27 protein-coding genes are annotated in these 26,063 nt (G+C 62.3%); 10 read left to right on the top strand and 17 right to left on the bottom strand.

What is annotated here, in order from left to right:
* Positions 1 to 15: 15 nt before the first annotated feature.
* The 8 genes from R2733_20735 to R2733_20700 form a co-directional block, all read right to left on the bottom strand.
* Positions 16 to 1,035, bottom strand: coding sequence for a glycosyltransferase (locus tag R2733_20735; GenBank protein MEZ5378937.1), 1,020 nt, complete (start codon positions 1,033 to 1,035; stop codon positions 16 to 18).
* Positions 1,032 to 3,392 carry a WecB/TagA/CpsF family glycosyltransferase gene (locus tag R2733_20730; GenBank protein MEZ5378936.1) on the bottom strand — a complete coding sequence of 787 codons (2,361 nt, stop codon included), beginning with the start codon at positions 3,390 to 3,392 and terminating at the stop codon, positions 1,032 to 1,034. Before R2733_20730 ends, R2733_20735 begins: the two co-directional genes overlap by 4 nt.
* Positions 3,389 to 4,474: a glycosyltransferase family 4 protein gene (locus R2733_20725; GenBank protein MEZ5378935.1), complete on the bottom strand. Its 1,086-nt coding sequence runs from the start codon at positions 4,472 to 4,474 to the stop codon at positions 3,389 to 3,391. Before R2733_20725 ends, R2733_20730 begins: the two co-directional genes overlap by 4 nt.
* Entirely contained in the window at positions 4,471 to 5,598 is a 1,128-nt protein-coding gene (locus tag R2733_20720; protein MEZ5378934.1) for a glycosyltransferase family 4 protein, read from the bottom strand. Before R2733_20720 ends, R2733_20725 begins: the two co-directional genes overlap by 4 nt.
* A gap of 124 nt (positions 5,599 to 5,722) precedes the next feature.
* Complete coding sequence (locus R2733_20715; protein ID MEZ5378933.1) at positions 5,723 to 6,295, bottom strand: acyltransferase; 573 nt, start codon at positions 6,293 to 6,295, stop codon at positions 5,723 to 5,725.
* 88 nt (positions 6,296 to 6,383) lie between these two features.
* Complete coding sequence (locus R2733_20710) at positions 6,384 to 6,767, bottom strand: VOC family protein (protein MEZ5378932.1); 384 nt, start codon at positions 6,765 to 6,767, stop codon at positions 6,384 to 6,386.
* A 3-nt stretch (positions 6,768 to 6,770) separates the two neighbouring features.
* A complete protein-coding gene (locus R2733_20705; protein MEZ5378931.1) occupies positions 6,771 to 7,595 on the bottom strand; it encodes an ArsR family transcriptional regulator in 825 nt (274 codons plus the stop codon).
* A gap of 74 nt (positions 7,596 to 7,669) precedes the next feature.
* Complete coding sequence (locus tag R2733_20700) at positions 7,670 to 8,281, bottom strand: hypothetical protein (protein MEZ5378930.1); 612 nt, start codon at positions 8,279 to 8,281, stop codon at positions 7,670 to 7,672.
* Between the two features lie 50 nt (positions 8,282 to 8,331).
* On the opposite strand from R2733_20700, the gene R2733_20695 reads away from it, so the two are divergent.
* Entirely contained in the window at positions 8,332 to 8,925 is a 594-nt protein-coding gene (locus tag R2733_20695) for a hypothetical protein (protein MEZ5378929.1), read from the top strand.
* 96 nt (positions 8,926 to 9,021) lie between these two features.
* Positions 9,022 to 9,555: a VOC family protein gene (locus tag R2733_20690; protein MEZ5378928.1), complete on the top strand. Its 534-nt coding sequence runs from the start codon at positions 9,022 to 9,024 to the stop codon at positions 9,553 to 9,555.
* Positions 9,556 to 9,715: 160 nt separating this feature from the next.
* On the opposite strand, the gene R2733_20685 is transcribed toward R2733_20690, so the two are convergent.
* From R2733_20685 to R2733_20650, 8 genes are all read right to left on the bottom strand, one after another.
* Complete coding sequence (locus R2733_20685) at positions 9,716 to 10,015, bottom strand: hypothetical protein (GenBank protein MEZ5378927.1); 300 nt, start codon at positions 10,013 to 10,015, stop codon at positions 9,716 to 9,718.
* On the bottom strand, positions 10,012 to 10,200 hold the full coding sequence (locus R2733_20680; GenBank protein ID MEZ5378926.1) for a hypothetical protein: 189 nt from the start codon (positions 10,198 to 10,200) through the stop codon (positions 10,012 to 10,014). Before R2733_20680 ends, R2733_20685 begins: the two co-directional genes overlap by 4 nt.
* 357 nt (positions 10,201 to 10,557) lie before the next feature.
* A complete protein-coding gene (locus R2733_20675; GenBank protein MEZ5378925.1) occupies positions 10,558 to 11,961 on the bottom strand; it encodes an IS1380 family transposase in 1,404 nt (467 codons plus the stop codon).
* Positions 11,962 to 12,050: 89 nt separating this feature from the next.
* Positions 12,051 to 12,830, bottom strand: coding sequence for a TatD family hydrolase (locus R2733_20670; protein ID MEZ5378924.1), 780 nt, complete (start codon positions 12,828 to 12,830; stop codon positions 12,051 to 12,053).
* A 1,294-nt stretch (positions 12,831 to 14,124) separates the two neighbouring features.
* Entirely contained in the window at positions 14,125 to 14,508 is a 384-nt protein-coding gene (locus R2733_20665) for a hypothetical protein (GenBank protein MEZ5378923.1), read from the bottom strand.
* Between the two features lie 455 nt (positions 14,509 to 14,963).
* Entirely contained in the window at positions 14,964 to 16,823 is a 1,860-nt protein-coding gene (locus R2733_20660; GenBank protein ID MEZ5378922.1) for a P-loop NTPase fold protein, read from the bottom strand.
* A gap of 288 nt (positions 16,824 to 17,111) precedes the next feature.
* Positions 17,112 to 18,164: a DUF4062 domain-containing protein gene (locus tag R2733_20655; GenBank protein MEZ5378921.1), complete on the bottom strand. Its 1,053-nt coding sequence runs from the start codon at positions 18,162 to 18,164 to the stop codon at positions 17,112 to 17,114.
* A gap of 937 nt (positions 18,165 to 19,101) precedes the next feature.
* The gene (locus tag R2733_20650) at positions 19,102 to 19,695 is read right to left on the bottom strand and encodes a hypothetical protein (GenBank protein ID MEZ5378920.1); all 594 of its coding nucleotides are present in this window, start codon (positions 19,693 to 19,695) and stop codon (positions 19,102 to 19,104) included.
* Between the two features lie 163 nt (positions 19,696 to 19,858).
* Here R2733_20650 and R2733_20645 point away from each other — a divergent pair, with 163 nt between their 5' ends.
* From R2733_20645 to R2733_20615, 7 genes are all read left to right on the top strand, one after another.
* Positions 19,859 to 20,011: a hypothetical protein gene (locus R2733_20645; protein ID MEZ5378919.1), complete on the top strand. Its 153-nt coding sequence runs from the start codon at positions 19,859 to 19,861 to the stop codon at positions 20,009 to 20,011.
* Entirely contained in the window at positions 20,008 to 20,322 is a 315-nt protein-coding gene (locus R2733_20640) for a hypothetical protein (GenBank protein ID MEZ5378918.1), read from the top strand. The genes R2733_20645 and R2733_20640 overlap by 4 nt, the downstream gene beginning before the upstream one ends.
* On the top strand, positions 20,322 to 20,564 hold the full coding sequence (locus tag R2733_20635) for a hypothetical protein (GenBank protein MEZ5378917.1): 243 nt from the start codon (positions 20,322 to 20,324) through the stop codon (positions 20,562 to 20,564). Before R2733_20640 ends, R2733_20635 begins: the two co-directional genes overlap by 1 nt.
* A gap of 55 nt (positions 20,565 to 20,619) precedes the next feature.
* A complete protein-coding gene (locus R2733_20630; GenBank protein ID MEZ5378916.1) occupies positions 20,620 to 20,766 on the top strand; it encodes a hypothetical protein in 147 nt (48 codons plus the stop codon).
* A gap of 275 nt (positions 20,767 to 21,041) precedes the next feature.
* Positions 21,042 to 23,177: a type IV secretion system DNA-binding domain-containing protein gene (locus tag R2733_20625; GenBank protein MEZ5378915.1), complete on the top strand. Its 2,136-nt coding sequence runs from the start codon at positions 21,042 to 21,044 to the stop codon at positions 23,175 to 23,177.
* A gap of 115 nt (positions 23,178 to 23,292) precedes the next feature.
* On the top strand, positions 23,293 to 24,093 hold the full coding sequence (locus R2733_20620; protein MEZ5378914.1) for a replication-relaxation family protein: 801 nt from the start codon (positions 23,293 to 23,295) through the stop codon (positions 24,091 to 24,093).
* 107 nt (positions 24,094 to 24,200) lie between these two features.
* Positions 24,201 to 24,770 (top strand): antirestriction protein ArdA, encoded by a 570-nt coding sequence (locus tag R2733_20615; GenBank protein ID MEZ5378913.1) that lies wholly within the window; start codon positions 24,201 to 24,203, stop codon positions 24,768 to 24,770.
* Between the two features lie 6 nt (positions 24,771 to 24,776).
* Here the strand turns inward: R2733_20615 and R2733_20610 are convergent, their stop codons facing one another.
* The gene (locus R2733_20610; GenBank protein ID MEZ5378912.1) at positions 24,777 to 25,253 is read right to left on the bottom strand and encodes a GNAT family N-acetyltransferase; all 477 of its coding nucleotides are present in this window, start codon (positions 25,251 to 25,253) and stop codon (positions 24,777 to 24,779) included.
* A gap of 407 nt (positions 25,254 to 25,660) precedes the next feature.
* Between R2733_20610 and R2733_20605 the strand changes: the two genes are divergently transcribed.
* A complete protein-coding gene (locus tag R2733_20605; protein ID MEZ5378911.1) occupies positions 25,661 to 26,047 on the top strand; it encodes a helix-turn-helix transcriptional regulator in 387 nt (128 codons plus the stop codon).
* Positions 26,048 to 26,063: the final 16 nt, after the last annotated feature.

The following is a 26,063-nucleotide window of genomic DNA, read 5'->3' as shown; positions in this document are numbered from 1 at the left end:
CGACGCTCCGGCTCGTCACGCGGGTCGCCGTTCGTCGTGACCAGCTGCGATGAAGTCGAGGAACGAGCGTCGTCCACCGATCGCCGAGGCGAACGAGTCGTAGTAGCGGAGATTGAACGCACCACTGAACAGCACCGATGCGAGTGGCCAGACGACCCTTGCGGTCGTGACTGCTCCTGCGACCAAGAGACGTTGGACGATGGCCACGGCCGTCGGCCGGCCGACGGTGGCGACAACGAGCGCTCGATTCGGGGCGCGGCGCTCATGGAACTCACGAGCCAGCGACTCGAGCAACCACGTCCGTCCACCGTCGACTGCGAAGGTGGCGTCCGCCCGGCCGTAGGACCTCGCCATGTCGAGCCACGCCGCAAGCTCACGCTCGGCGTAGTGATACGCATGGGCATCGGCAGCAAACTCGAATCGACCGCCAGCTTCCTCGAGCCGGTAGCCGAGGTCGACGTCCTCAGCTCGGCGGAGCGTCTCGTCGAACCCCCCGGCCTCGAGGAAGAACGACCGTCGCATGGAAGCGTTCCCCGTGTAGAGCAGCCGGCCGGATGGCTGCCACTCACCGGCCAGCAGCGCGGCATAGGACCGTTCGAGCATGCATTGCTCCCATCGGACCCACGGTTGGAAGTCGTGGTCTTGCGGGGTCAGCATCGGCCCCACGACGACGAGTTGGTCCGGCCCCGACTGATGGCGTTCGAGGTGGCGACCGAGCCATTGCGGTGACGGCATTACGTCGTCGTCGAGGAAGACCACCACGTCTCCCCGTGCGGTCCCAACGCCACGATTTCGTGCGCTCGCCGGCCCGGCGTTCTCCTGCTCGACGACGATGAGATCGAATGGCGGTGCCGCAGCTTCGAGCATGTCCACCGTGTCATCGTCGGGTCCATCGACCACCACGACAACCTCGAAACAGGCCGCGTCGACGGCCGAGGCGGCAAGCGCCGACAGCACGCGATGCAGCGACGACGCTCGGTCGTGCGTTGGGATCACCACGCTGCAGAGGACGTGAGCGGGCGAGGGCTTGGTCATCCCGCCGCTCCGAACGTCGCTCGGATGTCATCGAGCGAGGAACAAAGGCGGAGCGGTACCGCAAGACGGTGGCGGTTGATGAAGGCAATGTGTGCTGGGTCGCCAGTCAGGACAACGAGGTCGCCCCCATGCCGACGGCGTCGCCGTCGCTCGGCAAGCAACTGCCGCAATCGAACCGCATCGACGGTCTCCTCAGCCCCAAGGTGGACGACCGCCTGCCCTGCGACGTCGATGGTCGACAACCGCTCGAGGGCATGATCCCCATAGACCAACGCCACACCGAGCTGGTTCAACAGCCGTTCGAGGGATGGCGCCGAGATGTCACCCACGCCAGACCCAGCGACGGCGCGCCCGGGTCGTTGCAGGAGGACGAGCGCCTCCCGTACATCACGGGCGTAGCGAGGGCCGAGGCGTCTCGGCTCCATCACCAACCGGTGTGCCCATTCCAGGCCGAGTGACCGAAGCACTCGGGGCGCCCGGCGAGCTTCGCCCGTGAGAAAGTCCAACGCCCCTCCGACCCCGATCAACACCGATGCTCCCGTGAGCTCACCGAAGCGTTGAATCCAGTACTCCTGTTTCGGGTGCCCGAGCGCGACGAGCACGATGTCGGGACGGAACGCTCTGATGCCTTCGAGGAGTGCGGGCTCGAAGTCCTCGCAGCGATCGAAGACCGGACAGTCGAAGCCCTCGATCGTCAGCTCAGGTCGCATCGAGCGGAGCAGATCGGAGGCTGCTGTCGCCACACCTTCTCGGGCCCCGAAGAGAGCGATGCGGTGGCCGCGAACTGCGCTGCTCGCAGCCAAGAGCGGGACCAGGTCCGCACCGGTGACTCGCTCGGGAACCGCGTGGCCGTACCAGCGACTCGCCCACACCACCGGCATCCCATCGGCGACGAGGAGGCCCGCTTCACCGAGCAAACCGGCCAGGACTGCGTCGTGCCGAGCGTTCACGATGTAGTCGGTGTTGACCGTACAGACCTGGGTCCACCGCCCACTGCTGCGCCCCCGCTCGACGAGATCGCCGATCAGTTCGACTGCCTCGGCCTCGGTCACTTGATGCGCCGGTACACCTCCGACGAGCGAGAACGGAGGCTCCTCGTCGGGATCGGCACCCGCAACCAAGGGGGCTCGGGGCTCGGCGTTGCGCGTCGTCCGTGTCCACGCTGCGGCCTCCGTCCCGAGCATCGAGGTGAGATACAGACGCAGTTTCCAGAGGATCGCAGCCGGCGATTGCAGCAGGGCGATCCACACCGACCTCGGAGCGTCTGCCAGGCGAAGGGCTGCGGCGAGACTTCCGATCTGGATCGCCCCTGACAAGATCCAGCTTCGGTGCCATCGCGATTTCGGACCGCCCGCCACCCAAAGCGCAACGTCCACAAGTGTTCCGGTCCCGATGGCCGCCATCGTGATCGAGAACGGAGGCACGAGCTGGTCGAGAACCGAATCGATGAGTCGCACCCGCTGACCCGTGCCCTGGGGCTTGGCAAGATCAGACGGGAGACGCGCCATCGATGCACGCGCCATCGCCATTCGTCCCTGTTCCCACCGGAGATGCTGCTGACGAGCACCGTCCAACGAGTCCGGCATCTCGGCCTCGATGACAGCGAACGGCTCGAACTCGACACGAACGCCGCTGCGCACGAGCGCCAGATGCATTTCGATGTCCTCGGTGAGGTGGTTCGACCATTGATGCTGCTCCAGCACGCTGGCCCGAAAGACCATGCCATTGCCGAACAAGCCCGCAGAGAGCCCGAGGTGGTGGCGACCGGCGGGACGCAGCCGATGCCGGAGTGCGAACGCGGCCGAGCGCAGCGCAATGGCAGGGGCCCCGTCCGGATCCTTGACGCCGTAGTTCATCTGCACGACCGCGGCACCGGCGACGAGCCGCCGGTCGACGATGCCGAGGATGTCGGGGGAGACCGCCGTGTCGGCATCGATGATCACGAACGCGTCCGGTGCCTCGGCGATTTGGGAGACGAGCCAGTTCAGCGCCGGACCTTTGCCGCGTTGACCGACCTCGTACTCGTGCACGGTGGCACCGGCGTCCTTGGCCCGTGCGGCCGTCGCGTCCGAGCAGTGGTCGGCCACCACGTGCACCTCGAACTGATTCTCGGGATAGTCGAGCGCGAGCAGTCCTTCAACCGTCGCTGCGATCAACTGCTCCTCGTTGTGGGCCGGCACGAGGATCGCGAACCGGTGCACCCATGAGGTCGATGACGATCGGAGCGAGGATTCGGACCGGACCTGCGCACGGACCGCAGCGACTGCCAGCACCCCCAAGTGGACAGCATTCATCGCTGCGCCCCACCGTGCGATCGCGGCGCCAGATCGAAGGAGCGTCGAAGCGGACCGGGTCATGCCGAGACGCTCTCGACGATGGCCCCGATGGCACCGACATAGCGGTCCAGTGTGTACTCGGACTCGATGCGCTGTCGCCCCTGGCGGCCGAGCCGGTCGGCTCGCTCGACGTCTGCGTAGAGCGCAGCCATCGCCTGTCGGAGGCCATCGGCATCGCCCGGCACCACCGGAACACCGGTCTGGCCGTCGATGACCGTATCCGTCTGTCCCTTGGTCCTGCTGTAGATCACGGCACGACCGGTCGACATCGATTCGACGATCGTCGTCACCCCGGCCTGGAAGTCCGACTGCTGCAACGGCACGACGACAAATCGCGAGCGGTGATAGAGCTCGCGTAGCTGATCGGCATCCAGATGTGGCAGCACCGTCACATTCACCGGAAGATCGCCGACCGCCAGCCTCGGCGCCGTCGCCCAGTTGCTTCCTGGCGCAATCTCCACTTCGTGGGGAAGTCCCGCCACGGCCTCGATCAGGGTCTGGTAGTCACGCCCCTCGAGCCCAACCGCTGAGATCACGTGGCACTCTCCGACGGGAGGGCCGACATCGTAGAACCGCTCGTCGACACCGAAACGGAGCATCGACACCTTGCCCGGCCCGATGTTCGGGAGTTCCTCGACCAGGCGCTTCTGGACCGATGAGTAGACAATCACGTGATCGATCGTTCGACCGAGCCCGAGACGCCGCACCAGTGCTGCCTTGCGCCGCGTCGAGAGAACGTGACAGATCATCACATGACGAACGCCTCGCCGTCCGAACAGGCGCAGCAACAGTGCGAGGGGCAGACCGGTGTGCTCGGCGTCGGTGACGATCGTCGAAACGTCCTTGCGACGGCGGAACGCTCGCGCTGCGAGAACCAGATGACGTGCCGTGCGCCGGGCCGGCATTCGGGAGCGGACGAAGCGGCCGAGTCCCGTTGATGGCTCTTCATCGATCAGTTCGAAACCGAGCTTGGACGCCATTTCGAGGTAGTCGACCCGGGGACGATGGCCAGCAAGCGACTCCCTGGCCTGCTCAGCCCGACCCGACACCGTGAGCAGGACCGCAGTCGGGCGATGAACTGCAGGTTCTTCGTTGCGCATCATCGCCGTCGGCCTCGTGCAAGATCTCGAAGCAACGCGAGCGTTCGTTCACCGTTCGTACGGGAATCAAAGACCGTGCGGGCGCGGGTCACGGCCCGGGCGCTCATCGCTGCTCGCCGGTCGAGATCCACGACGAGCTGCTCGATTGCGTGCGCGAGCTGTCGTCGATCGTCGACATCGACCAGCACGCCAGTGTCGTCGTGCCCAACGAGTTCGGCTGTGGCACCAACCCTCGTGCAAACTGCGGGTAGGCCGGCGGCTGCTGCCTCGGCCAACACGAGCGGCATGCAGTCGCCTCGGCTCGGGAGACAGAAAACATCGGCGGAGTGGAAGCACTCGATCAGCTCTGGTGAGAGCGGGTCGAGGCCAGTGTGGACGCGCACGCCGGGCGGCACGCTGATGGCGTCATCGGTGACGATGTCGAGTTCGATTCGGTGCCGCGATCGCAGCTCGTCGAATACCGAGAGCAGCAGTGGCCCTCCCTTTCGGTCGAACTCGCCGCCGACGAACAAGAGCCGGGTCACGTCACTTCTGTTCCGCTGCCGACCTTCGGGACGAACGAATCGGTCGATCTGCACACCGAACGGAATGGTCGTGATCTTGTCCTCGGGCACGCCATAGCCGTCGACGAGGCCCGTCTTGGCCCAGTCCGAGACCGCCAGCACGTGCACGGCTCGATCGAAGCAGCGACGGACCACTAGATGCTTGAACCGTTCCAGCGTCGCTGGTCCCGCGCTGTGCTCGTAGCCGTCCATCTGGTCGATTTGCAGCGGTGTTGCATCGATCGAGACGACCAGGGGGAGTCGCCCAAGTTGGGAGCGTCCGAGGACGGCAGGAACGTAGGAATGACAGAACACGATGTCGGTCGCAGACGAACGACGCGCGTCATGGATGTATCGGCCGGCCATGAGCCCCGACTGCGTCGTCCAGTTGCTCGTCCAATCAGGGCACCAGGCTCGCGCTGTAGGCGCAGCGAGGCGATGCCAGGTGACGTCGATGTCCTCCAGACCCTGTGCAGCACGACCGAGGTTCATCCCGTGGGTTCGGTGCCCCAACCCCCATTCGATGAGGCCGAGGATCCGCACAGGACGATTTGATCCGGCATCGCCGTCGTCTTGCCTGGCCATGCGATCCCTCCGATCCGCGGCCGACCTGCACACTTACAAGAACTTCATATGTTGTATCGGCAGCTACGGCCGGTTCATGAACGTCGCACCCGATCTCTCCCGCTACAGGTCGATCGGTGGCGCATCACTCCAGCGGCACCGCTTTGAGAACCGTGGCCGGCACACCACCGACGACGACACCGGGCGGAACCTCGTCGACAACGACTGCTCCGGCACCAACGACCGACCCGTCGCCGATGGTGGCCCCTGGCAGCACCATCGCCCTCGTGCCGATCCAGACGTCGTTGCCGATCCTCACTCGCTGGCTGGCGGGGCGTTCGAGCCGTCGACCGACTGCCAGCTCGTGATAGCCGTTGTCGATGATGCTGACGCCGCGGCCGATGAGCACCCGGTCCCCGATCTCCACGAGCTCCGTGGCAGCGATGGTCGCGCCGTCCATGACCAGACACTGTTCGCCGATCGACAGCGTGGCAGACGCCTCCACGACGAGCTCGGTGCGTGCTTGCCTCGCGAAGATCTGCGTCCGACTGCCGATGACCAACTCGCCCGCCGAATCGATGATCGGCCGACCGTACACGCAGACTCGATGTCCCATGGTCGAGCGGCGACCGAGGACGATGAGCGCCCAGAGCCTGGCCATCACGTCGCCGATGCCAGGCCGACGGTTGGAGTTGGCGACAAACCTTGCCAGCGTCATTTCGCGACTCTAGAGCCCACCGGCGACTGATCAACGACTTGTCAAACGGATTCCTGAAGCCGCTGGACATCGCGGCCTGACCAGCGGGTCAGGCCGCCGGCTCGAACAGCTCCACGATGTTGCCCGACGGGTCGAGCAGGAGCACTTGCTTCCCGCCCGGTCCACTCACCATGTCGTTGCGGAACACCCCACCAAGCGCTTCGACCCTCGCCATTTCGACCTCGAGGTCGTCGACGATGAAGTGGATCCGGTTCCAACCACCGGGCCCCGGGGTGGTGCCGTCGCTGAGCGTGCGGCCGGCCGAACTGGTCGGCCCCGACAACAACAGCCGAAGGTTTCCGCGCTGGACGTCGGCGAATGCGGGCGGGAACGCCGTGAGCACCTCGAACCCGAACACCTTCGTGTAGAACTCGATCGACTCGGCAACGTCGTCGACGAGATAGCGAACACTGACGACATCCGTACTGGGCATGGGTTACTCCTCGTTGGTGTCACCGGCGCTGCCGGTGGGGATGAGCGCAGCGATCAGGAAGTCGATGCGAGATTCGAGCTCGGCGGCCGTCGCCTCGAACGCCGGATACGACGCCCGATCGGAGCGACCAGCATCGGCGGGGTTCGGCATGCTCCAGTGCACGGGTTCGGGCGCCGATGGAAAGGTCGGACAGATCTCACGCACGACGTCGCACAGGGTGATCACGACGTCGAATTGCTCGGACACGAACTCGTCGAGATGTTTGGGTTGCTGCCGGCTGATGTCGATCCCCCGCTCCGCCATGACCGTGACGGCGTTCGGGTGCAGCGGCTTCGGGCGACTGCCGGCACTGACCGCATCGATTGCGCCGTTCGAGCGCTGCATCAGCATCGCCTCGGCCATCTGGGATCGGGCACTGTTGCCGGTGCAGAGGAAGAGCACGCGCGACCTGATCCTCGGCTTCGCCATCGCTCGGCCCGGAGCGTCCAGGCCACCGTCGACACCCGCCCTGCCCGTTCGCACGAGCCCCGCATGGAGCTCCGAACCCGTCGCCACCAACTGCTTCCGACATCGATCGAGATCGACCGAGTAGTAGTGATCCCGCCCATCGGCTGAGCTGCGACGAGCGCCGACCAGGCCGCCATCCCGCAGACGCCGGAGGTGGTACGAGACCAGGTTCTGCGGCTGGCCGGTCAACGCAGTGAGCTCGCGAACGGCGCGGTCACTCCGGGCGAGTTCCGAGAGCAGCGCCCACCGGACGGGATGAGCGATCAGCCCCACGAATGCCGGTGGCGATGGAACCGGCTGGCGACGCACGCTTGGCGACATGGACGCACCGTACTCCGATCCTCAAATTGCATCAAGCCAGTTTGATTCAATTGCCGAGCGAAGCTGGCAACGCCTCATCTGCCGTTGGGCGGGTCGCCGTCGGTCTCGTCCTCGGCCGATGCCACCACGGTGGCGGCGAGGGCCATACGGTGATCGGCATTCCATGGAGGGCCGAGGAGGGCTCGGGGTCCGAGCAGGACGTCGTCAGCACGCGCCCCGAGAAGCAGCCGAGCGGTGGACTCGACCTTCTTGCCGTCGAATTGGTGCACCGACCAGCCCCGTCGATGGGCGGCATCGGCGAGGACGCGGCGGTACATCACCGAATCCGCCTGACTCTCGTAGGGGACGGCCCGCTGCCCGGCGATCGTCGTGGGAAAGCCCTCGGGCCAGGCTCGGAGCGAGATCGATCGAATCGGAGCCTGCAGCGAGTCGGCAAGCGAGTCGAGGGCTGCCGCCGCGCACGCTTCGACCGAGGCCGTCACGATCGCCACCAGCTGTCCCAATTCGTCGTCATCGAGCGGCGGTCCGTCAGCGTGCATCGCGTGCGCCCCGCCACGATGATGGATCGGGGCTACCGGAAGGTCGTCGGCCACGAGGTCGACCCGCCGTCGATCGATAACAACGTGATCGTCGGTGGCCGTGACCAACACGGCCCAACCGAGGTGATGAGCGACGCCGACTCGCATTGCCCAAGTCTTCCAGACGGCCTCGTTCGGCGACGACTACGTTCTGTCGCATGACAGCGCAGAGTGGGCAGCCGAATCGGGTCATCTGGGAGCGCGAGATCGACACCGATGCCATCTCGGGCCGGTGGCGGAAGCTCGGCCTGTACTACGCGCTCCCGACCGTGGTGGCGCTGATCGTGGCCCTCGTGTTGGGCGGCGTCGGCGCCATGCTCGGCGTGTTGATCCTGCTCGGCCTGTTCGGCGTGCTGCTCGTCGCGCTCGTGTTCTTCAAGAACCTCAATGCTCGCGCCAACCGCACGATTGCGTTGAACGACGGCCACCTCGTGTTGGGACAACGGCGAGTGGATCTTGCCCGTGTCGAAGCGTGGGCGAGCAACGCCAGTGCCGAGGATTGGGGTGTCACCGATGCCGCGCTGTTCGGCAATCCCATGGCCGGCAACGCCATCACGGCCCAGGTCTTCTTCCGACTCGCCCAGTACGACGACAGCGGTCAACGTGGCGTTCGCATCGACGGCGGCCCGGCGTTCGAGGTGGTCGAATTCGCATGGGCCGAGATGCCACCCGACCAGCTCCAGCGGGTATGCGCAGCGCTGGCGCCCCACGTCGCCGCCCCCCAGGTCCGAATCGACCAACTCCGAGCCTGAACACGACCGACGCCAATGTCCGACCCTCGGTTGCAGATGTGACACGATCAGGGTCACCGGGGATGGCAGACCCGATTGCAGGAGGCGTCAACACCCATGCTCAAAGCCAAGATCACGGCCTTCATCGTCGCCGACGTGCCGAGTACCGTCGAGTTCTACGAGCGTGTGTTCGGTTTGGAGCTCGCGTACATGCATCCCTCCCGCGAATACGCCGAGCTCGCCTCGGGCGAAGCCGTCCTCGCCTTCATCGGCGAGACGTTCGTAGCGACAACACAGCTCATCGGAGACGTGGCCTACGTCCCGAACCGTTCTGATGCCCCCACACTTGGAGCACACGTCGCGCTCTGGAGCGACGACATCGATGCGGATTGGGAACGGGCACTCGCCTCGGGAGCGTCGGTGGCAGCGCCTCTCTCCGACAAGCCGTGGGGCCAGACATCCGGCTACGTGCGCGATCCGAACGGCATCGTGGTGGAACTCTGTACCCCGAGCGTGAGAGCCGCCCCCAGCTCGAGCGTGAGCGGGACGCAACGCCACCGCCGGACGTCCCGGCGTCTTCGCCCGGGACGACGGATGAATGAAACGCGCGGGCCTCACAGGACAGCTTTCGAACTCCGGCGCGAGTTCTGAGCGCCAGCGAAGAACTCGGTAAGAGACGAGGCCCCCAGGGCCGAGGAACGACGGCGACGTTGTGAGCTTCAGCGAACAACTCGGGGTGCCCGAAGGGCACACGTGGGCCTCGTCGCGCAGCTTTCGAACCCTGCTACCGGTTGCGAGCGTGCTCCGATTTCTAGAGAGCGACGTCGATACCCGTGAGGTGGACGATGCCCTCGGTTGTCTCGATGCCGTGGACGACGAACGCTCCCACGAGTCTCCCGACACTGATGAACATCCTCGCCGCCGAGACCCCTGCTGCGGGCTCGGGGAGGTTGTCAAAGTTGCTCGCGAACTCTTCGACGATCGTCGGAAGTTCCAGGACAATGAAGTCGGTGGCCGAGGGTTCGCCATCCGGGCCGCGTTCGTCACCGAGTTGCTGGTCGAGTTCTGCGAAGAACGAAGGGGCGACGCGGACTTCGCGTCGCCGGTTCACGACGTCTCGGTGTCGAGGAGACCGTGCTCTCTCGCAATCCGGCGACCTTTGGCCTCCACGCGAGCTCTGAACTCGGGATCGAGGCCATCGAGCGAGCGCCGCATGCCGCTACGGACCAGTTCTGCCCGTTCGTCGGGTGTCATTACTTCCATCTCTGCCGCCGTCCACACTCGCTCGGTGCCCATGGCAGCACTGTACCGCAGCCCCCTGACAGCCTCGGCGGCCGGTGGGGCGCAATCGGCTCGTAGCGAACAACTCCGTAAGGGCTTCGACCCCAGGCCGAGGAACGACGGCGACGTTGTGAGCCCCAAGCGAACAACTCGGTAAGTGAGCGAAGCGAACGACGTGGACCTCATAGGACAGCTCTCGAACCCCGGCACCAAAGTCGAGCGGGAGTTGTGAGCCCCAGCGAACAACTCCGTGAGTGACGAGGCCCCATGGGCCGAGGACCGACATGGGCGTTGCGTGATGCGTTTCACAACTCGGCGGATCTGAACTACTCAAACCCGGCCACCTTCGCCTAGCCCTCTAGCCCCGATCTTTCATAGGGCTGTGTGAGCTGCCGGTGTGGCGGTCACGGTGAGTGTTCGGAAGGCGGTTCGGACTCGGTGGATGGCGTCGAGGATGTGGCGGGTCCAGGGCCAGTCGTTGTCGAGACGGAGTCTGCGGCTGTTGGGGCTGATTCGGGCTGCGGTGTGGAGGAGTCGGTGGCGGATCGTTTTCGGTGTCGCCCGCCGGAGTTGACCGACACAGCCGATGCGTTGCGCCCAGGCCAACAGGTCATTCGCGGCGAAGCACAGGTTCATCCAGACCTCGTTGTTCACGATGCAGTCGAACGGCAGGTTCGCCAGGCCGCAGGCCTTGGTGTCGCGGATCACGTTCTCGGCACGGGCCCGCTGTCGCTGCCGGAGTTCGAGGGCGGAGACATCCGCGCTGTTCTGGTTCGTGATGAACGCGGTGTGGCGGAATCCTTCGATGGTGTCGAACAAGGTGAGCTGGGCGCCGGGGTGTGGCCGCTCGCGGCGAACGATCAGCCGGGTCCCTTCTGGCCATGTGCCGAGGTTGACGAACTCGGTGAGCTCGACCACTTCGGCGCCGTCGCGTCGGGTCCCGTCACTGTCGATGGCGTGATGCCAGCAGCCGGTGGGGACACACACCACCGCGTCACGGACGCGTTGATCGATGTGGAACCCGAAGGAGAACTCGAGGTTCCGGTCGACGCATTCCTCGGCGAACCAATGGCTGGCCCCGCCGGCGTCGGCACGAACCAGGACTCGGTGCTCGACCGTGGCCGGATCGTCGCCGGGCGTGTGGCCGGCACGCCACGACGCCGGGAGTTGCGTGAGAGCGTCAGCGAGGACGGTGACGTGATCGATGGCGGTGTTCGATCCGGCGTTTCCTGGCCGCAGCTTGGCGCACAGCACTTCGTCGGTCTCGGCGATCATCGCCAGCAGCGGGTGATGCCCGTAGCCGCGTTTGTAGTTGGGGCGGGCGTCTTGTTTGTCGGCTCTGGTGTTGATCAGCGTCGCGTCGAAATCGATGATCAGGTCCTCTCCGGCTGGGCCGGCACCCGCTTTCCAGGCGCGCTCACGTGCTGTGGCTCGAGCTGTTGCGATGCCACGCAACTCGACCGGTCCGATCTGGTTGAAGCTGCGCCACACCGTCGCGTCGGACGCGACCGGCCCGAACATCGAGGTCTGGGCACGGATCGCTGCCAGATCCGACAGACAGGTCGCGCCGTCGGCCAGGGCGAGGATCATCTGGGTGAGGGTGCGGCCCGGGTCGTGGCGACGCTGAGGGACCGATGCCATCGCGGTGGTCAATCCGGCGGTCAACCCAGCCAGATCAGCGGTTTCTGCGAGCCAGACCAGGCCGGCGTGGGACACCATTCCCGTGCCGTCGCCGGTCACTGAACGTGGTCGAACAAGGGTGGTAGCGTTGCGCATCGAGAGCCCTCCGAGACTGGACCGATTGATGTTTGTGTGAGAACTCACATCATCCCAGGTCGGAGGGCTTTTCGCGAGCCTCCCAGACCTCAGCTACGAAAGATCCGGGCTAGCGCTACCAACTGACGCCGAACCTCGGTCGGCAGCAATGGTCCAACCCGCGTGTCGGAAACAAGGCTACTTAGGTTGATCCAAGTCTGCTTCCGGACATCGGCAGCAGCCAGCCCGTGCGTCTTGCCGATAGCAGTCTCCACCTCACTGACCTCACCAGGACGACGGATCCCTCGACCCTTGTCTCCGAATGGATGGTCCGTCTCGGCGAACACTCTTTCCAGAGGAATTAGGCTCAGCAAGTCCTCTCGTCGGACGGAGGATCGGTTGATCGAAAAGTAGCATCCAAGTTGAATAGCACGATGCGTTTCCTCTTCTGTACCGAGCCACCAATGCAGGACGACGCCAGCCTGCGGATACTGCTCGAGCAGCTCTAGCACCTCGGACGTTGCTCGGTAGCTATGGAGTGAGGTGATTCGTGGCGAATCCACCAACACGCTCAGGGCATCACCCAGGGTTCGCTTCTGAGTTTCGATCGGAACCCGAGACCCGCCATCAAGGCCCATCTCAGCGACGAATGCACTCTGCCCGATCAGAGCGCGGAAGCGCTCTACGTCGAAGGACTTTTGAGACCCGACAAGTCCTGGGTGACACCCAACTCCCCAGATGGTCATCGAATCAGTGCGAGCCGACACCTGTTCGGCCTCGTCGAGCGACCTTGTCGCCGCAAACACCACAGCTTCAAGAGCAGTCAGTTCAGCAGGCTCGATTCCGGCATCGACATGAGCGTGCAGGTCGAGAGCACGAAGCCGCCTCACCCTACTACTCCCCGGAGTTCCTCGACACCGCGATCACACAAGTCACGAGCCTGCCATATCGGATAACTCTTCGGGAGACCGAGGGCCAATAGGTCGCGGTTCGTCACACCACGGCGCACGAACCCACGCATGTCAGGGATAACTGAATTCTTGTCTAGCCACTTCTGAAGCTCATCGGACGGATCAGCGGTCGCATAGGGCGTAGCGTCCACTATTCCAGCTGCCTTGAACGAGGCACGTCGCACTACGCAGCCGAAGCAGACTCCGCATTGAAGCGTCGGAGGGACTCCCTTGGAACGCTGACCGGTCAGTCCGCATGAGTGGGTCGCCGAAAGGAACTGGCTGGCCTTTCCCTCCCCAACCCTGTCGGCAGCCGACCGAAACATCTGGCCTTTGGTCATTCCGGCAAACGGGTTAACGATCTCGGCCTGCGCTCCGACCTGACTCAGAATTTCCGACAATCCCTCGATAAATGCTGGGTGGGTCGTCCGGGTCGAAAGGCTTCCGCGACGATTCGAAGCAAGCGGCGGGTTCAGCGAAGCGAACCCGTTCTCAGGAATCCAAAGCGGCACGTCGTGAACGGAGGCATACGCTAGTCCCAGCGCGAGAAAGAGAAACGAGCGTGATCGCGTTGAGGTCTCGCTCTGAAACTTCGAGCCATCGACCTGATACCGCTTGCGAGTCAGACGAACTTGATTCAGTTCCTGAAGCGGCCCTGGAGCGAGGGACTCTGCCTGTTCTGCAACCCTTCGCTGAATCGGCGACAACGTGGTGAGACCTAAGTGCGAAACAAGTATGTGCGATTGATCTGCACTGAGCTTGAGGCGGGACTCCAGCACACCTAGCGCAGAGTCCGCTCCGCCGCTCATCAGAACTACGCGCGCTGGTCTAGGCATGTCCGAGGACGGCCTGATCCTCTCACCCGCAGGAGGCGTTGTACGGAAACTCAACTCCCAGTTGTCCCCAGTTAGAAAACCGAGCAGCTGTTCAACTTCGTCACTCGCCGCATCCCAGATGTTCTTGTCCGAGACAGGGATGATGAGCGAAAAGTCTCGACTCGACCAGTTCGTAGATCCAACTCTGCGCAATGACGAGCGATCTGCGGCGAGAACAAGAACTGCCAACCGAACCAGATCAACGTTGAGCACGTTCGCTGCGCCCACAGTCCCTAGGTCGGGTCCGAAGGGCGATAAGAAGCTGGACGCACCGGTGGGCGGCGGCCAATAGAAGGTACGAGAAGGGTCATCGCTGCTCGGGTTCGACCGTTCTGTGAGTTTCAGTTCGTACTCGAAAGTCATGCGCTCGCTCCGTAGATCATCCGCAGCTTCTCGATTCCATCCTCGATGGCGGTTGTGAGTTGGAGCTCCGAAGCCCCTGTCGCTGTCAGATCCGCTTGCCCAGCAAGGACTGACGCAGCATCACGCAGCTCGTCTTCGGCAACCGCCCTAACCTCATCAGGGCGTTCGCGAAGTGCTACAGCCAACTCAGAACTGAGAACCTCCGCTATAACCGTTGCGATCGTGTACCGAGCGATGTCGTCCGGCTCAAGAATCGAGCCCCGCTGATTTTCTACAAGGATCCAATCCGCCACCGCAGCAGCTACGTAACGCTCCTCTTCGCTCTCAAGTTTGTTTTCGGCCCGCTCACCACACACCGCATCGACGATTCGACGAGTCACCTCTAGGGGGTCATTAAGTGCGCTTAGTTCGGCGTAATCGAGACCTAGTCGTTGGAGTCCAGCGACATCCCCGCGAGCGAAGGCATATGCACCCGCTGCTGCCCGTCCGCCAACAGCTGACAAACGTTGCGTCGACCGGCCTGACCCGGCTCTTGTCTTACTACCACCAGAACTAGCAATACCCCGACCGCCCCGGCCTGCGCCTCCACCTGCACCGGGTCCGTCTGCGGATCCGGAAGACCTACCTCGCGGCCGCAAGAGACCCATGAGCCCGGTGACCACCCTCGGCGATAGCTGGGTTATCGGACGGTCTGAATCGGGATTGGTCGATCCATCTGAAGTCTCATCACCTCCCGGCGGGGCGCTAGGCAGGGAATCGATCCACTCTCCGAGACCTTCGGCCACCTCCTTGCCTGCTGTTCCACCCGCGCCTGTGTACGCACCACTCGTACCCATTAGCTCTTGACCCTCTGGTTTCGCTGGGCGCCAACAGCTGTTTTTACCGAGTCCTCGGTCGATCCATCGGACCAATGCTGCAGCACATCGCCGTAAGTCTTGGCGTCCTCATGCCCAAAGAGCAGGACCACTGGAGCTTTAACGTCCTTAGCAGGAACCGACAGCAAAGCTCGCTTCGCTCGCTCCTCCAGTTTCGATAGCCTGGCAACGCGCAAGATGCCTCCAACTCCGGAAATCAGGTCCGCGGGGCGATCTCGTGCCATACGACCGAGATGCTGGATGAGTGCCGTCGCATCAGACTCCGACAAGGCCAGCAAATCTTCGTCCGTGACTGACTTCTGTGCCGTTCGGCTCGACGACAGCAAATTTGCACCGAGATCACGCAAGCGTTCGGGAAGCCCTGAGTCAATGAGCGGCGTTGCGGTGAACGACGCCGCCAAGTGAAGATATGGACTGAGATCGACCTCGCTAAGCGCTGGCGGAAGCTTCGCCCAACGGAGTAGGTCCTCCGAAAATTGGTCGGACTTCTCTGGCTCGGCAACCACAATTGCCGCAGGCTTGCTCCCAGCCTTTTGCCTTCTCTTCTCTTCCGACGACTCCACGACAACCGGCTCAAGCTCGGCAATCGCAGCTTCTACGGCCATCGAGCCTGCAGAAGGCCTCCCCGCCTGACTCTCCAGTTCAGCCAGCTTCGACCGCAGTTCTCCTGTCGCAAGCCAATTAAGTGCAGTCCTGAAGTCTCCCTGCAGGAGCAACTCTAGAATCATCAATTTGGCCACCACGTCCAATTCCAGCTCGATACCACGTCGTGACGCTATCGACACCCTCACGTTGAGGTCGTTAAGAAACCGCTTCACCCGACGAGGGCTACCATGAAGCTTCTCATATAGGATCGGCGTAAGCCTCGCAGCGAACTGAAGCTCTCTCGAAAGGTCGATGCCGGTAGGGACTGCAACAGTGTCCAGCTTCTCAGCCTTGGTCCGTAGTTCAGTGCATGAGTCCAAAATCTGAGTGAATTGCTCCTCATTTAGCGTTTGCACTGAGCGCTTCTGCAGAAGCAGCAGCAGAAGGAAGGCCTCAGTATCGAATCTACTCAGCGAAGGCAGCCTGAGAGTCGTCTGCACGATCTTGTGGAGGTAGAGCTTTGCGGGGTCTTCTCCATCACTCGACTCTGGCGTATTCGGAAAACGATTCCTCAGCGCATCTGCGACCCTGTCCTCATCCGCCGCAATGACAAATGACATCTTCGGAACAGACAAGAACAGCCGCATAGTCTCAAGAGTCTCGACAACCGTCTCGGGCAAACAACGGTCGAGATCATCGACAAGAACAACCACCCTCACTACATGACTAAGAGCGGGGTCATTCAGAAGATCTTCGAAGTCAGCCTTAAACTCATCGAGACTCTTTACACCTTCGGCCTCAAGGTCATTTTCGCTGATTAGATCAGACAAGCTGTCGATGCTCGGCAGCTGCAGCGTTATCGACGTCTTCGCAGCGAGCTTCACGGCTTTCACCCAGTTGACCCGCTTCGCCAGCCGCCTTAGCTTCCCCTCAACGTCGCCTGACAGACCGTCGGTTCGGAGCAGTTCCGCGTTTAGTGCCCCAAGAACCTCACCAATTAGAGTACCCTTCGCGCCAACGGTTGGGTCATAGCGCCAAGGATCCGTTTCGACCACAAGCAGCTGCTGGTCCTCGTGGGTTAGACGAGCCTCAAGTTCCCGTTTCAGCAGCTTCAGGACAGTACTCTTGCCACTCCCCCACGGCCCTGAAACACCCAGAGCAACCGGGTCGAGATCATCGTCGAGAACTGCTTCCACCGCAGTCTCGGCAATCGCCCCAAACGCCAGCAGATCCACATAGGATGGCTCGTCTGACCAGAGTTGAACTTGTCCTGGCATTGCTACTCCCTGTTAGTTACACCCATTATCTCATGTTTCAAGTGCATAGCGAAGCTTCAACAAGTACAGACAGATCCTTCGCCGACGTCGTCGTATGCGTCTGAGGTAACCGGTTCTCCTGGAAGCACCAGCCGATCCCCGGCCGCCGAATCTCGAGATCGACCCGACGGGTAAAGTACTGCGCAACGACACAGATGGGTGTCAGACTACGGCTTGGCTATCTTCGCGGAATCCGTCGAACCGTCACTATTCGCGACGCTCAGCCTTCAACCTCATTACATACTGCTCACCATAAGGAGTTAGCGACCAATAGGTGTTCTTGTCATTAACACCATGCCGCTTGACGCTTTTGGACATGAGTCCCAGAGCAACGAGCTGAACCTTGACCTTGTCGAAGGAAGCATTGTCAATCAAGAATCCCCATAGTTCAGCTGTCGAGTTTCCTCCATCGATCTCTTTCTGGTTGCGTTCAATCGTCTGCTCTTCCAACATCTTGTTCACGAGAGACCGCAGCGACGTCTCCGAAGCCTCGTCGAACATGGCCGGTCCAAGGTAGGAGAAGATACCATCCCACGTGAATTCGTCAGCGGACACGTACTCGTCAGCGATAAATCCCGAACCGGTCGCCTTGAATCCATAAGTCAGCTCAGTCTCATCGGCTCCCTGCGCGAACTCATCAATGCCATCTGGTACGTGAGAGCCCTCTTCAAACCTTTCCTTTTCAAACTCAGCTACCTGGCGACGCAGTTGTTCCATCTCCACGATCTGGTCCGAGGTCATCGCCTGATCGGCGCGCACCCAGCCTTTGGCGGGCGAGTTCTTCATGGTCTTGATGAGGCTCCTCGACACGACGGAGCCCAGTTCAGCTGGCGTCGACCAGTATTTGCACATCCGCAGCGAGACCTTCTCACGGAACTGGTCCAGCCTGGCGCTTCCCTCCCCGTCGGCTTCGGTGTCACGCTTCGGCAAGCCGTCAGGATCAGCATGCAGGAATGCCAAAACCGGAGTTCCAGTCTCGACAGCGTAGTCGTACTCCTTCTCTGTGAAGCTAATCCCCTCCTCGTCCACCGATCCATACCGACCGCCGACAATTAGGATGTAGTAGTCACTGTCGTCGATGACAGCCTTGATGAGATCCCACTTCTCATCGTTGGCCGCCGGGAACAACTCCATCCCAGCTGGGAAGCAGTCAAGCTCCAGAATCGCTTGAATCGCTTCCTCGCGCGCATCCTGCAAGTCCAAGAACGTCGAACTGATGAAGACTTGGTAACGAACCTCTTGGGAGGGACCGACTCTCATAGCAAGACCGTACAGCAAGCAGCGCCATGCAGTGCCGATAGCGTTGCGTTCGGGTTGTCCGCTTCGCCCTGCCTGGCGTCGCGTCCTTTCTCGCCGAAGACTACCGCCAGACGCGTGATCCCTCCCTTACCGACATGCGGGCTCCGTAGCGGTGAGGCTCTCTATGTACACCATCCAAGCGCTAGCTTTGCGAACTTTGCTGAGTTTGGTCAGCAGTTCAGGTCTCGACTGGTCGGCCTGTCCAGCTGCCCTGGGGCGTGAACAGGGCGGAGTTGCATCGCTGACTCGGATTCACCCGTTCTGTGCGTCAAACACCTCGCGTTTCCCGTTCTAGCCCAGGGCCCTATTGCGCCAGCTTGATCAGCCCCTCGACCTTGAACTCGACATCCCTCTGCCCGATGGCCCCTCAGTAGCAGTCGAGCCAACCGCGAACGAGAGCGACAACACGTTCCAGTTCCCCATCGAGTGACCTGGACGAAGTCGACGGTTCCCCCACTTGCCGGCGTCGAGTCGGCACTACACGAAACGACGCTCAGCAATCGGGGATCTTGACTCCACGTAGTTGCGGGTCGAACCCAGACTCAATCTCGCCCGTAGCGCTGCTGAGCAGCCTGCGGACTCGTGTGCAGTGAGTCGCCGACTTGTCGCCAGGTCAGACCTGCGCTCCGAGCTTGATCAACGCAAAGCGTCACCATGGCCGCGGCTGCGTCCCTCATCTGGGCCGTCGCTTCGATTCTTGCGGCCATCGATTCTGCCACGGTCTCGCGGAAATCCGAATCGAGGGCATTCAACTCCGAGACACCAGCTGACACCTCAAGAAAGTACGACAAACGCTCTTCCATGAACTGCTGAAACTGTTGTAGATCGGAATCTGGCAAGACACGATTGCCCCATTAACAATGGCTACGGTCTCACATTCAGTTAAAAATGTCAAGAACTATAGGTCTTTATAGCGCTGCTGTGCTGCTTGAGGCGAGACACCGGTCAAGTCCGCGACCTGACGCCAAGTCATTCCGCTTGTGCGCCCGGCAACCACCCAGAGCTGAGCCAACGATTCTGCAGATTCGGATAACTCGACAGCCACCCTTGCAGCCCGCTTAATCGACTCCTGCATAGCCAATTCCTGTTCGACCATCCATCGCCGGAACTCTCGGGGGCTTGTTGGTGGAGCTTCGTCCGTTCGAATATCCAGGTGTTCTCCGGTGAATGGATTGACGAGGTGTTCGACGGCGTTCGCAATGTTATTTATGAGCGTAGTCGCTATTCCTTCGAGCAACTCGCGATATTTCTGATCTTCTTCCACTGCTGTCAGCGGATACGCCGCCTGTTGCCAGGGAAGTTCGCCTCTCTCGGCCCTAAGCGCCTCCCTGTTTATGTAGCCAGGTACGACTCGACCCACGATGAACTCGAATACCTCGCGGCTGGAAGGCTCGGCTCGCCTCACATCTTCAGCCGAATCAGGATCCCGATCCGTTGCGGCAACCACCTCGGCCATCAGCCGGGCGATTGTCCCATCACCCTCTGTCGTCATCGAACCCCCTGAAATCTCGAGCACGTTCTCCAGATCAGGCGAATCTACCACATCACCTCACGACTCATCAACGTTCCTTGAGTCTTGACAAGCCAGCTGGATTGCGCGAGTGTCAAGATCTGTTGATGCATCTCCGCATCGATTGACACAGGAGGTTCACGGCATGGAGCCGGTCCGGATCGAGACGGAAGACGAGTGGCGGGAGAGGCCGCGGATGGATGACTACGGCAACGAAATCGGCAGCGCACACGAGGATTACATGCGCGAGATCGATCGATTCCAGGGCGCCCGCACGAACACCGAGGAAGTGCGATGAGCGAGTTGGTGCCAGAACACGAGTCCGCCCTCCAAGAACAGATGACCACGACGGACATCCTTGGTCGAACGAAGCTGCCCAGAGGCACGGTCCGTCGTGCTCGCCGTGAGATCGGGGAGGCCCTGATCGGCGAACTTAAGATCGAGCGAGCGAAGAGAGCGGCGATCACCGGAATGCTCGCCGAAAATCAAGCAAGGCAACTCGCGCAGGCGCTAACCATCGACGACCCGGCTGCGCTCATGGCGGCCGGAGACTACATCCGAGCGCTGCACGCCATCGGCGTGAACCAGGTCCTCAAGGCGGGCAACTAATGATGCGCATAGTCGGCATGCTCGGCGATGAGTCCGTCCTCGTGGTCACGCTCGATGCGCTGGCCGCCTTCGCGATGGGCACGGTCGCCGGGTCCGTGATGACGGTTGGCCTACTGCGACATCGTCAGCTGGTCAGCGAGTATCGCACGTTGATCGAGGCGGGCGTACAACAATCGATCGACGAGCTACTCATGGCCTACGCCGAGTACAGCGACTCTCCTCTTCAGGCTCCCACGAGCTAAGTCGATGTATCCAACGCCGTGCGGCCGAGGAGGCGGAGGCATCGGGTCGTGGCTGGTGAGTGTGATGCTCACTGTCATTGTTCTGACCCTCGCCGTCGAGGCTTTCTTCATCGCCATCGCGCCATGGCTTCCATGGATCGGCTTTTCGCTGATCGCTGCCGTCTTCCTACGCATGATCGGGATGCAGCGCAACCGTTGGTGACCATGGCCTTCGTCGCGCCAGTTCCGGTCGGTGTTGTGGAATGCGCAATCTCGTTGACTGCTGCGCAAACGCAATGTTTCAATATCGAAGCTGCGCAAACGCAGCACTGGCCGGAATCAACACAGAAAGGAGGGAGCAATGAACGAACCAAGGCGGAAGGTCCGCATTCGGCCTATCAAGCGAAGCGAGCCCGATCTGCGCCGACTCGCACGGGCGCTCATCGAGCTGGCCACAACACAGAATGAGAAGACGAAGTCGAACGAGAGGAAGGTCGCATGATTGCCCTCTTCAGATCCTCGACACCACCACTCAGCTGGTACCGGATCGACTTCGACCGGGATCTCGATGTTGACGATGTCCGTCGACTCATCACCTCAGTGCTGAGCGATCGCCAGCTCGGCCTCGTGATCATCGAGGTCGAAAACCGCAAGGGCAGCCTCAGCTATCGGATCGGCGCCCTCAGCTCGCGCATCGTGCAGCTGGTCGAGTCCACCGTGGCCGGTAGCATCGTGACCGAGACCGCAAGACCGATGCCGACCGAGGGCCTTGCAGCCACGTTGCGCATCAGCACCAAGCGGCGACCGATCCGGGTCGACGACCCCGAGGCATCCACCACAAGGATCCTCGGAGCGCTCGCCACCGGCAACGCGACCGTCATGCACCAGGTCGTGATCGACCGCCGACTCCGACCAAACGCAATCCCGACTCGGCTGGAGACGCTCCATGCCGAAACCTGGCCACGAGCCCTGCTTGAAGCCGCCACTACCGGCCCCTCACGGGTCGACACCGAAGCTCGCCGAGCGCTCACCGACAAGGAGAGTCTGCCCGGCGCCTCGACAACGATCAGGGTCATCGCAACCGGTCGATCGCCCCGGCAGGCACTCGCCAGCTATGAGGCAGCGCTCCGATCTCTCGAATCACCAGGCGTACGAATCCGTCTTGTACGAGACGACTTGAACGCAGCTCGGCTTGCTCGTGCTTCACGTCGACCGACGCCGCTGAACAGAGACGAGATCGTGAACCTAATCGCCTGGCCATTCGGCGACAAGAACTACGTCGGCCTCGACCGGGGAGGGTCACGCCTCACCGCAGCGACTCAGCCTGAGCGAGATGATCGGCTGCTGGCAGTGGCCACCCATCCGGGCCGGCCGATCTCGATCGGACAGTCGGCGACCGACGGTCTCCACCACACCCACGTCCTCGGACCGACCGGTGTTGGCAAGTCGACCCTGCTGCTGAACATGATCCTGCAGGACATTGAAGACGGACGAGGAGCCGTCGTCCTCGACCCCAAGGGCGACCTCGTCGACGACGTCCTCGCTCGACTCCAGGATCGCCATCTCGACCGAGTCGTCGTGCTCGACGCCGCTCGCAGCGACCACGTCGTCGGGTTCAACCCGCTCAAATCCCGACACGCCGAACTCGCCGTCGACGGCATCCTCCACGTCTTCCATCAGCTGTACGCCGACTCATGGGGACCACGAACCCAGGACATCCTCCACTCGTCGCTTCTCACTGTCGTCGACTCCGAGGCGGCCTCGATCTGCCACATTCCGCAACTCCTTGTGGATGACCGGTTCCGCCGCAGGCTGCTCGTCGGCAAGGCGCAGTCGTCCGCGGTCCGCTTCTTCTGGAACTGGTACGACAACCTGTCCGACGCCGAGCGCAGCACTGTGATCGCCCCGGTCATGAACAAGCTCCGGCCGTTCCTCTTGCGCAGCTCACTCCGAGCGCTGCTCGGTCAGATCGAGCCGGCCTTCGACCCGAAGACGATCTTCACCGAGCGACGAGTGCTCCTCGTACCACTCCGCAAGGGGCTCGTAGGAGCGGAGGCCGCCAACCTCCTCGGTTCGCTGATCGTCGCCCGCATCTGGCAACTCGCCCAGGAGCGCAGCGAGATCGACTCGTCCCGACGACACCCGGTTTTCGTCTACCTCGACGAGTTCCAGGACTACCTGCACCTGCCGACCGACCTCGCCGACGTTCTCGCCCAGGCCCGAGGTCTCGGCCTCGGACTCGTGCTCGCTCACCAGCATCTCGGTCAATTGACCACGTCGGTGCGAGACGCGGTACTCGCAAACGCCCAGAGCCGGGTCTGCTTCCGCCTCAGCCCGGACGACGCAGCGCGAATCGCCCGAAGCGCTGGCGTACTCGACGCCGACGACTTCACCCGCTTGGGCAAGTACGAGGTGTACGCCAGCATCCTCACCGAGGGTGCGCCGACACCATTCGCCTCTGCGAGAACTGCGGCGCCCCGGCGACCGGTACGTGATCCATCCGCAACGGGACGGGATCTCGCACGACGGTGGGGCCGAACACCTTCTGACGTTGACCAGCGGATGAACCGCCTGACCGACGCACCGCGCGATGAGGACGAACAGCTCGGCCGGAGAAGGCGAGGTCAGTCATGACCGCTGTACCGATCGCCCTACCGGCCGTGTCGAGTCGAGGTTATCCAATCGCCCGAAGCCGCACGGCGAATCCGGCAATAGCGGAGCCGACACTCTTCCCTCAGAGGGTTTCCTCATGAGTCGCCAGCGGGTCGGCCGCCGCCAGCTCGAACAACTCCGGGACCAGCTGAGCCCCCGTGACCTGGCGGTCCTGGAGAGCTCTCGCAGATTCCGCCTTGCGACAGGCGATCAGCTTCGCCGTCTCCACTTCCGAGACCACGCCACACCAGAGACCGGCGCCCGAGTCGCTCGGCGAGTCCTGAGTCGACTTACCGGTCACGGACTGCTTGTTCGTCTCGACCGACGGATCGGCGGCATCCGGGCCGGTTCGGCCGGCCATGTCTACGCCCTCAGTGCGCTCGGGCACCGAGTCGTCGGGACCGAGACCCGCAAGCGGACGACCGAACCGAGCTTCACGTTCCTCAAGCACACGCTCGCCATCACCGAGCTGTCGACGACGCTGATCGAGCTCGACACCGCCAATCAGATCGACCTGCTCGAACTCCAGCCTGAACCGGCTGCCTGGCGCACCCATCGAGTTGGACTCGTCGAGAACACCCTGAAGCCCGACCTCTTCGCCAAGGTCGCCGACGACGAGTACGAGCTGAACTGGTTCATCGAGATCGACTGCGGCACCGAGTCCCGGCCGACGATCCAGCGCAAGTGCCACGCCTACGCCGACTACCGACGGACCGGTACCGAACAAGAACGCCACGGCATCTTCCCGCTGGTCCTGTGGATCGCTCCCGACGAGCGTCGACGTACACAGCTGGCGCAGGCCATCGACGGCGACCGCCGGATCGACCCCGACCTCTTCGTCGTCACGACATCGGACAAGGCGACCGAGGTCATCACCGACACGGACCGCCAGCCATGACCGTCACAGCCCCCGAGCAAGATGGTCGCCAGGTCTCTCGCCGCCCGAGACACCAACAGGAGGGAGGGCAGCCACCAACACCAGACGTAAACAGGAGACCCCAACCCATGGAAGGAACCCAAGAACAACACGAACACCTGAACCACGACCCCGAGCCCCGCATCTACGCCGCCTCGCTCGCCGACTACAACAACGGCAACCTGCACGGCCGCTGGATCGACGCCAACCAAGACCCCGACGGCATTCACGCCGAGATCAGCGACATGCTCGCCACCTCAGACATCCCGGGCGCCGAAGAGTGGGCCATCCACGACTACGAGGGCTTCGGCCGCTTTCGACTCTCCGAGTACGAGAGCATCGACACCGTCGCCCGCATCGCCCAGGGCATCGCCGACCACGGCACCGTCTTCACCCACTGGGTCGACCACGTCGGCACCACCGACACCGACGCCCTCGACCACTTCGACGAGCACTACCTTGGCACCTGGGACAGTCTCAGCGACTACGCCGAACAGCTCCTCGACGACCTCGGCGTTGACCTCGACCACCTCGTCCCCAATTGGCTGCGACCATACGTCAGCCTCGACTATGCCCGTCTTGGTCTAGATCTCTCTGCGGATTTGGAGGTTGCTGATGGTCACGATGGAACAGTACACCTGTTCGAAACTGAGCTGTAACTGCCATCACCCGGACCGCTTGTACCAAAGGTAGCTATTGCCCGGAAGGCGCTTGAACCGTTGTCCCGTTACTCGATCTATAAGCTCTTCATTGTAGTAGGTGTTGACGATCATGGCTGCGTAGGTTTTTCGCCGCTTCCTGCGCTGCCTGCGCACCTCGTATGCCCGACGGACAAGGTCTCCAGCGAGCGATGAACCCCGGTACGACTGGTCTACTCCCAAATAGGCCAGGTAGAAGCAGCGCTCTTCTTTTCCTTCATTTTCTAACTGAAAGAGCACATCCACTAGCACTAGGTAGCCGACTACCACACCGTCAACGACTCCGGCGAGCACCATGCCTTCGTCTGGGTCGTAGAACGGGCTTACGCGTCGCCGGAGTTCATCGTTGAGCTCTGGGTGCCCGCAATCAAAACCATCGATCTGGTGATGATCGCAGAGCAGCTCAATTTGGTACGGCCGCTCTCTCGCCCCTCGACGGACCATTCCGCCTATTTACCAAACAACAGATGAAACGACTCGGCGTCCACGGTTACTCTCAACGTTCCGTCTTCGGCCCTATCGATTCCATTGCCATACTTGCGGCTAGCCGGGTCACCCATCTCAGCCTCACAGAGTCGAGCTGCCGTAATTCTGCCCAGTTCCCCAACGAGAGATGTGACACCAGGCACCTCTACCACAAGCTGACTTTCTGTCAACGGGTCACAGTCCGAGGATGGTTTGCGCTCATACTGCATAGTTATGCACCATTATGAATCCCTGCCCGTTGCCGGTCAAGTCCCGAACGATACACCCCATTGGAAATGGAGTCGACGATGAGCGTTGTGAATTCCACACTGCGCAAACGCAGCATATCGTGCTACGATAGAGGCACTGTAAGCAGGAGACCCCACATGGAGCCTGAGCAAGCCAAACGGCTCGGTACGTACCTGAGGGAAGCCCGCAAGGCGAAGGGCTTATCCGCCCGCCAGCTCGGCGACCTCACCGACATCAACGACGCCACCATCGTCCGCTTCGAGAACGGCAGCTTCACAGCACCCGCACCCGACAAGCTGGCTCGCATCGCCGAGGCACTCGAACTCTCGATCGCCGACGTGTTCGCTCTCGCCGAGTACGCCTCGCCGAACGAACTGCCCAGCTTCACGCCCTACATGCGAACGAAGTACAAGGACCTGCCTGATGACGCAGTCGAGCAGATCGAGAAGTACGTCACCCGCCTCGCTCGTAAGCATGGCGTGACCCTCGAAAGTCCCGCTCCCGGCGAAGACGAAATCCCATGAACTAACTCACTGAAAG

It is taken from the genome of Acidimicrobiales bacterium (assembly GCA_041394265.1).
Taxonomy (GTDB): domain Bacteria; phylum Actinomycetota; class Acidimicrobiia; order Acidimicrobiales; family SZUA-35; genus JBBQUN01.
This window is presented reverse-complemented; position numbering and strand designations above follow the sequence as displayed.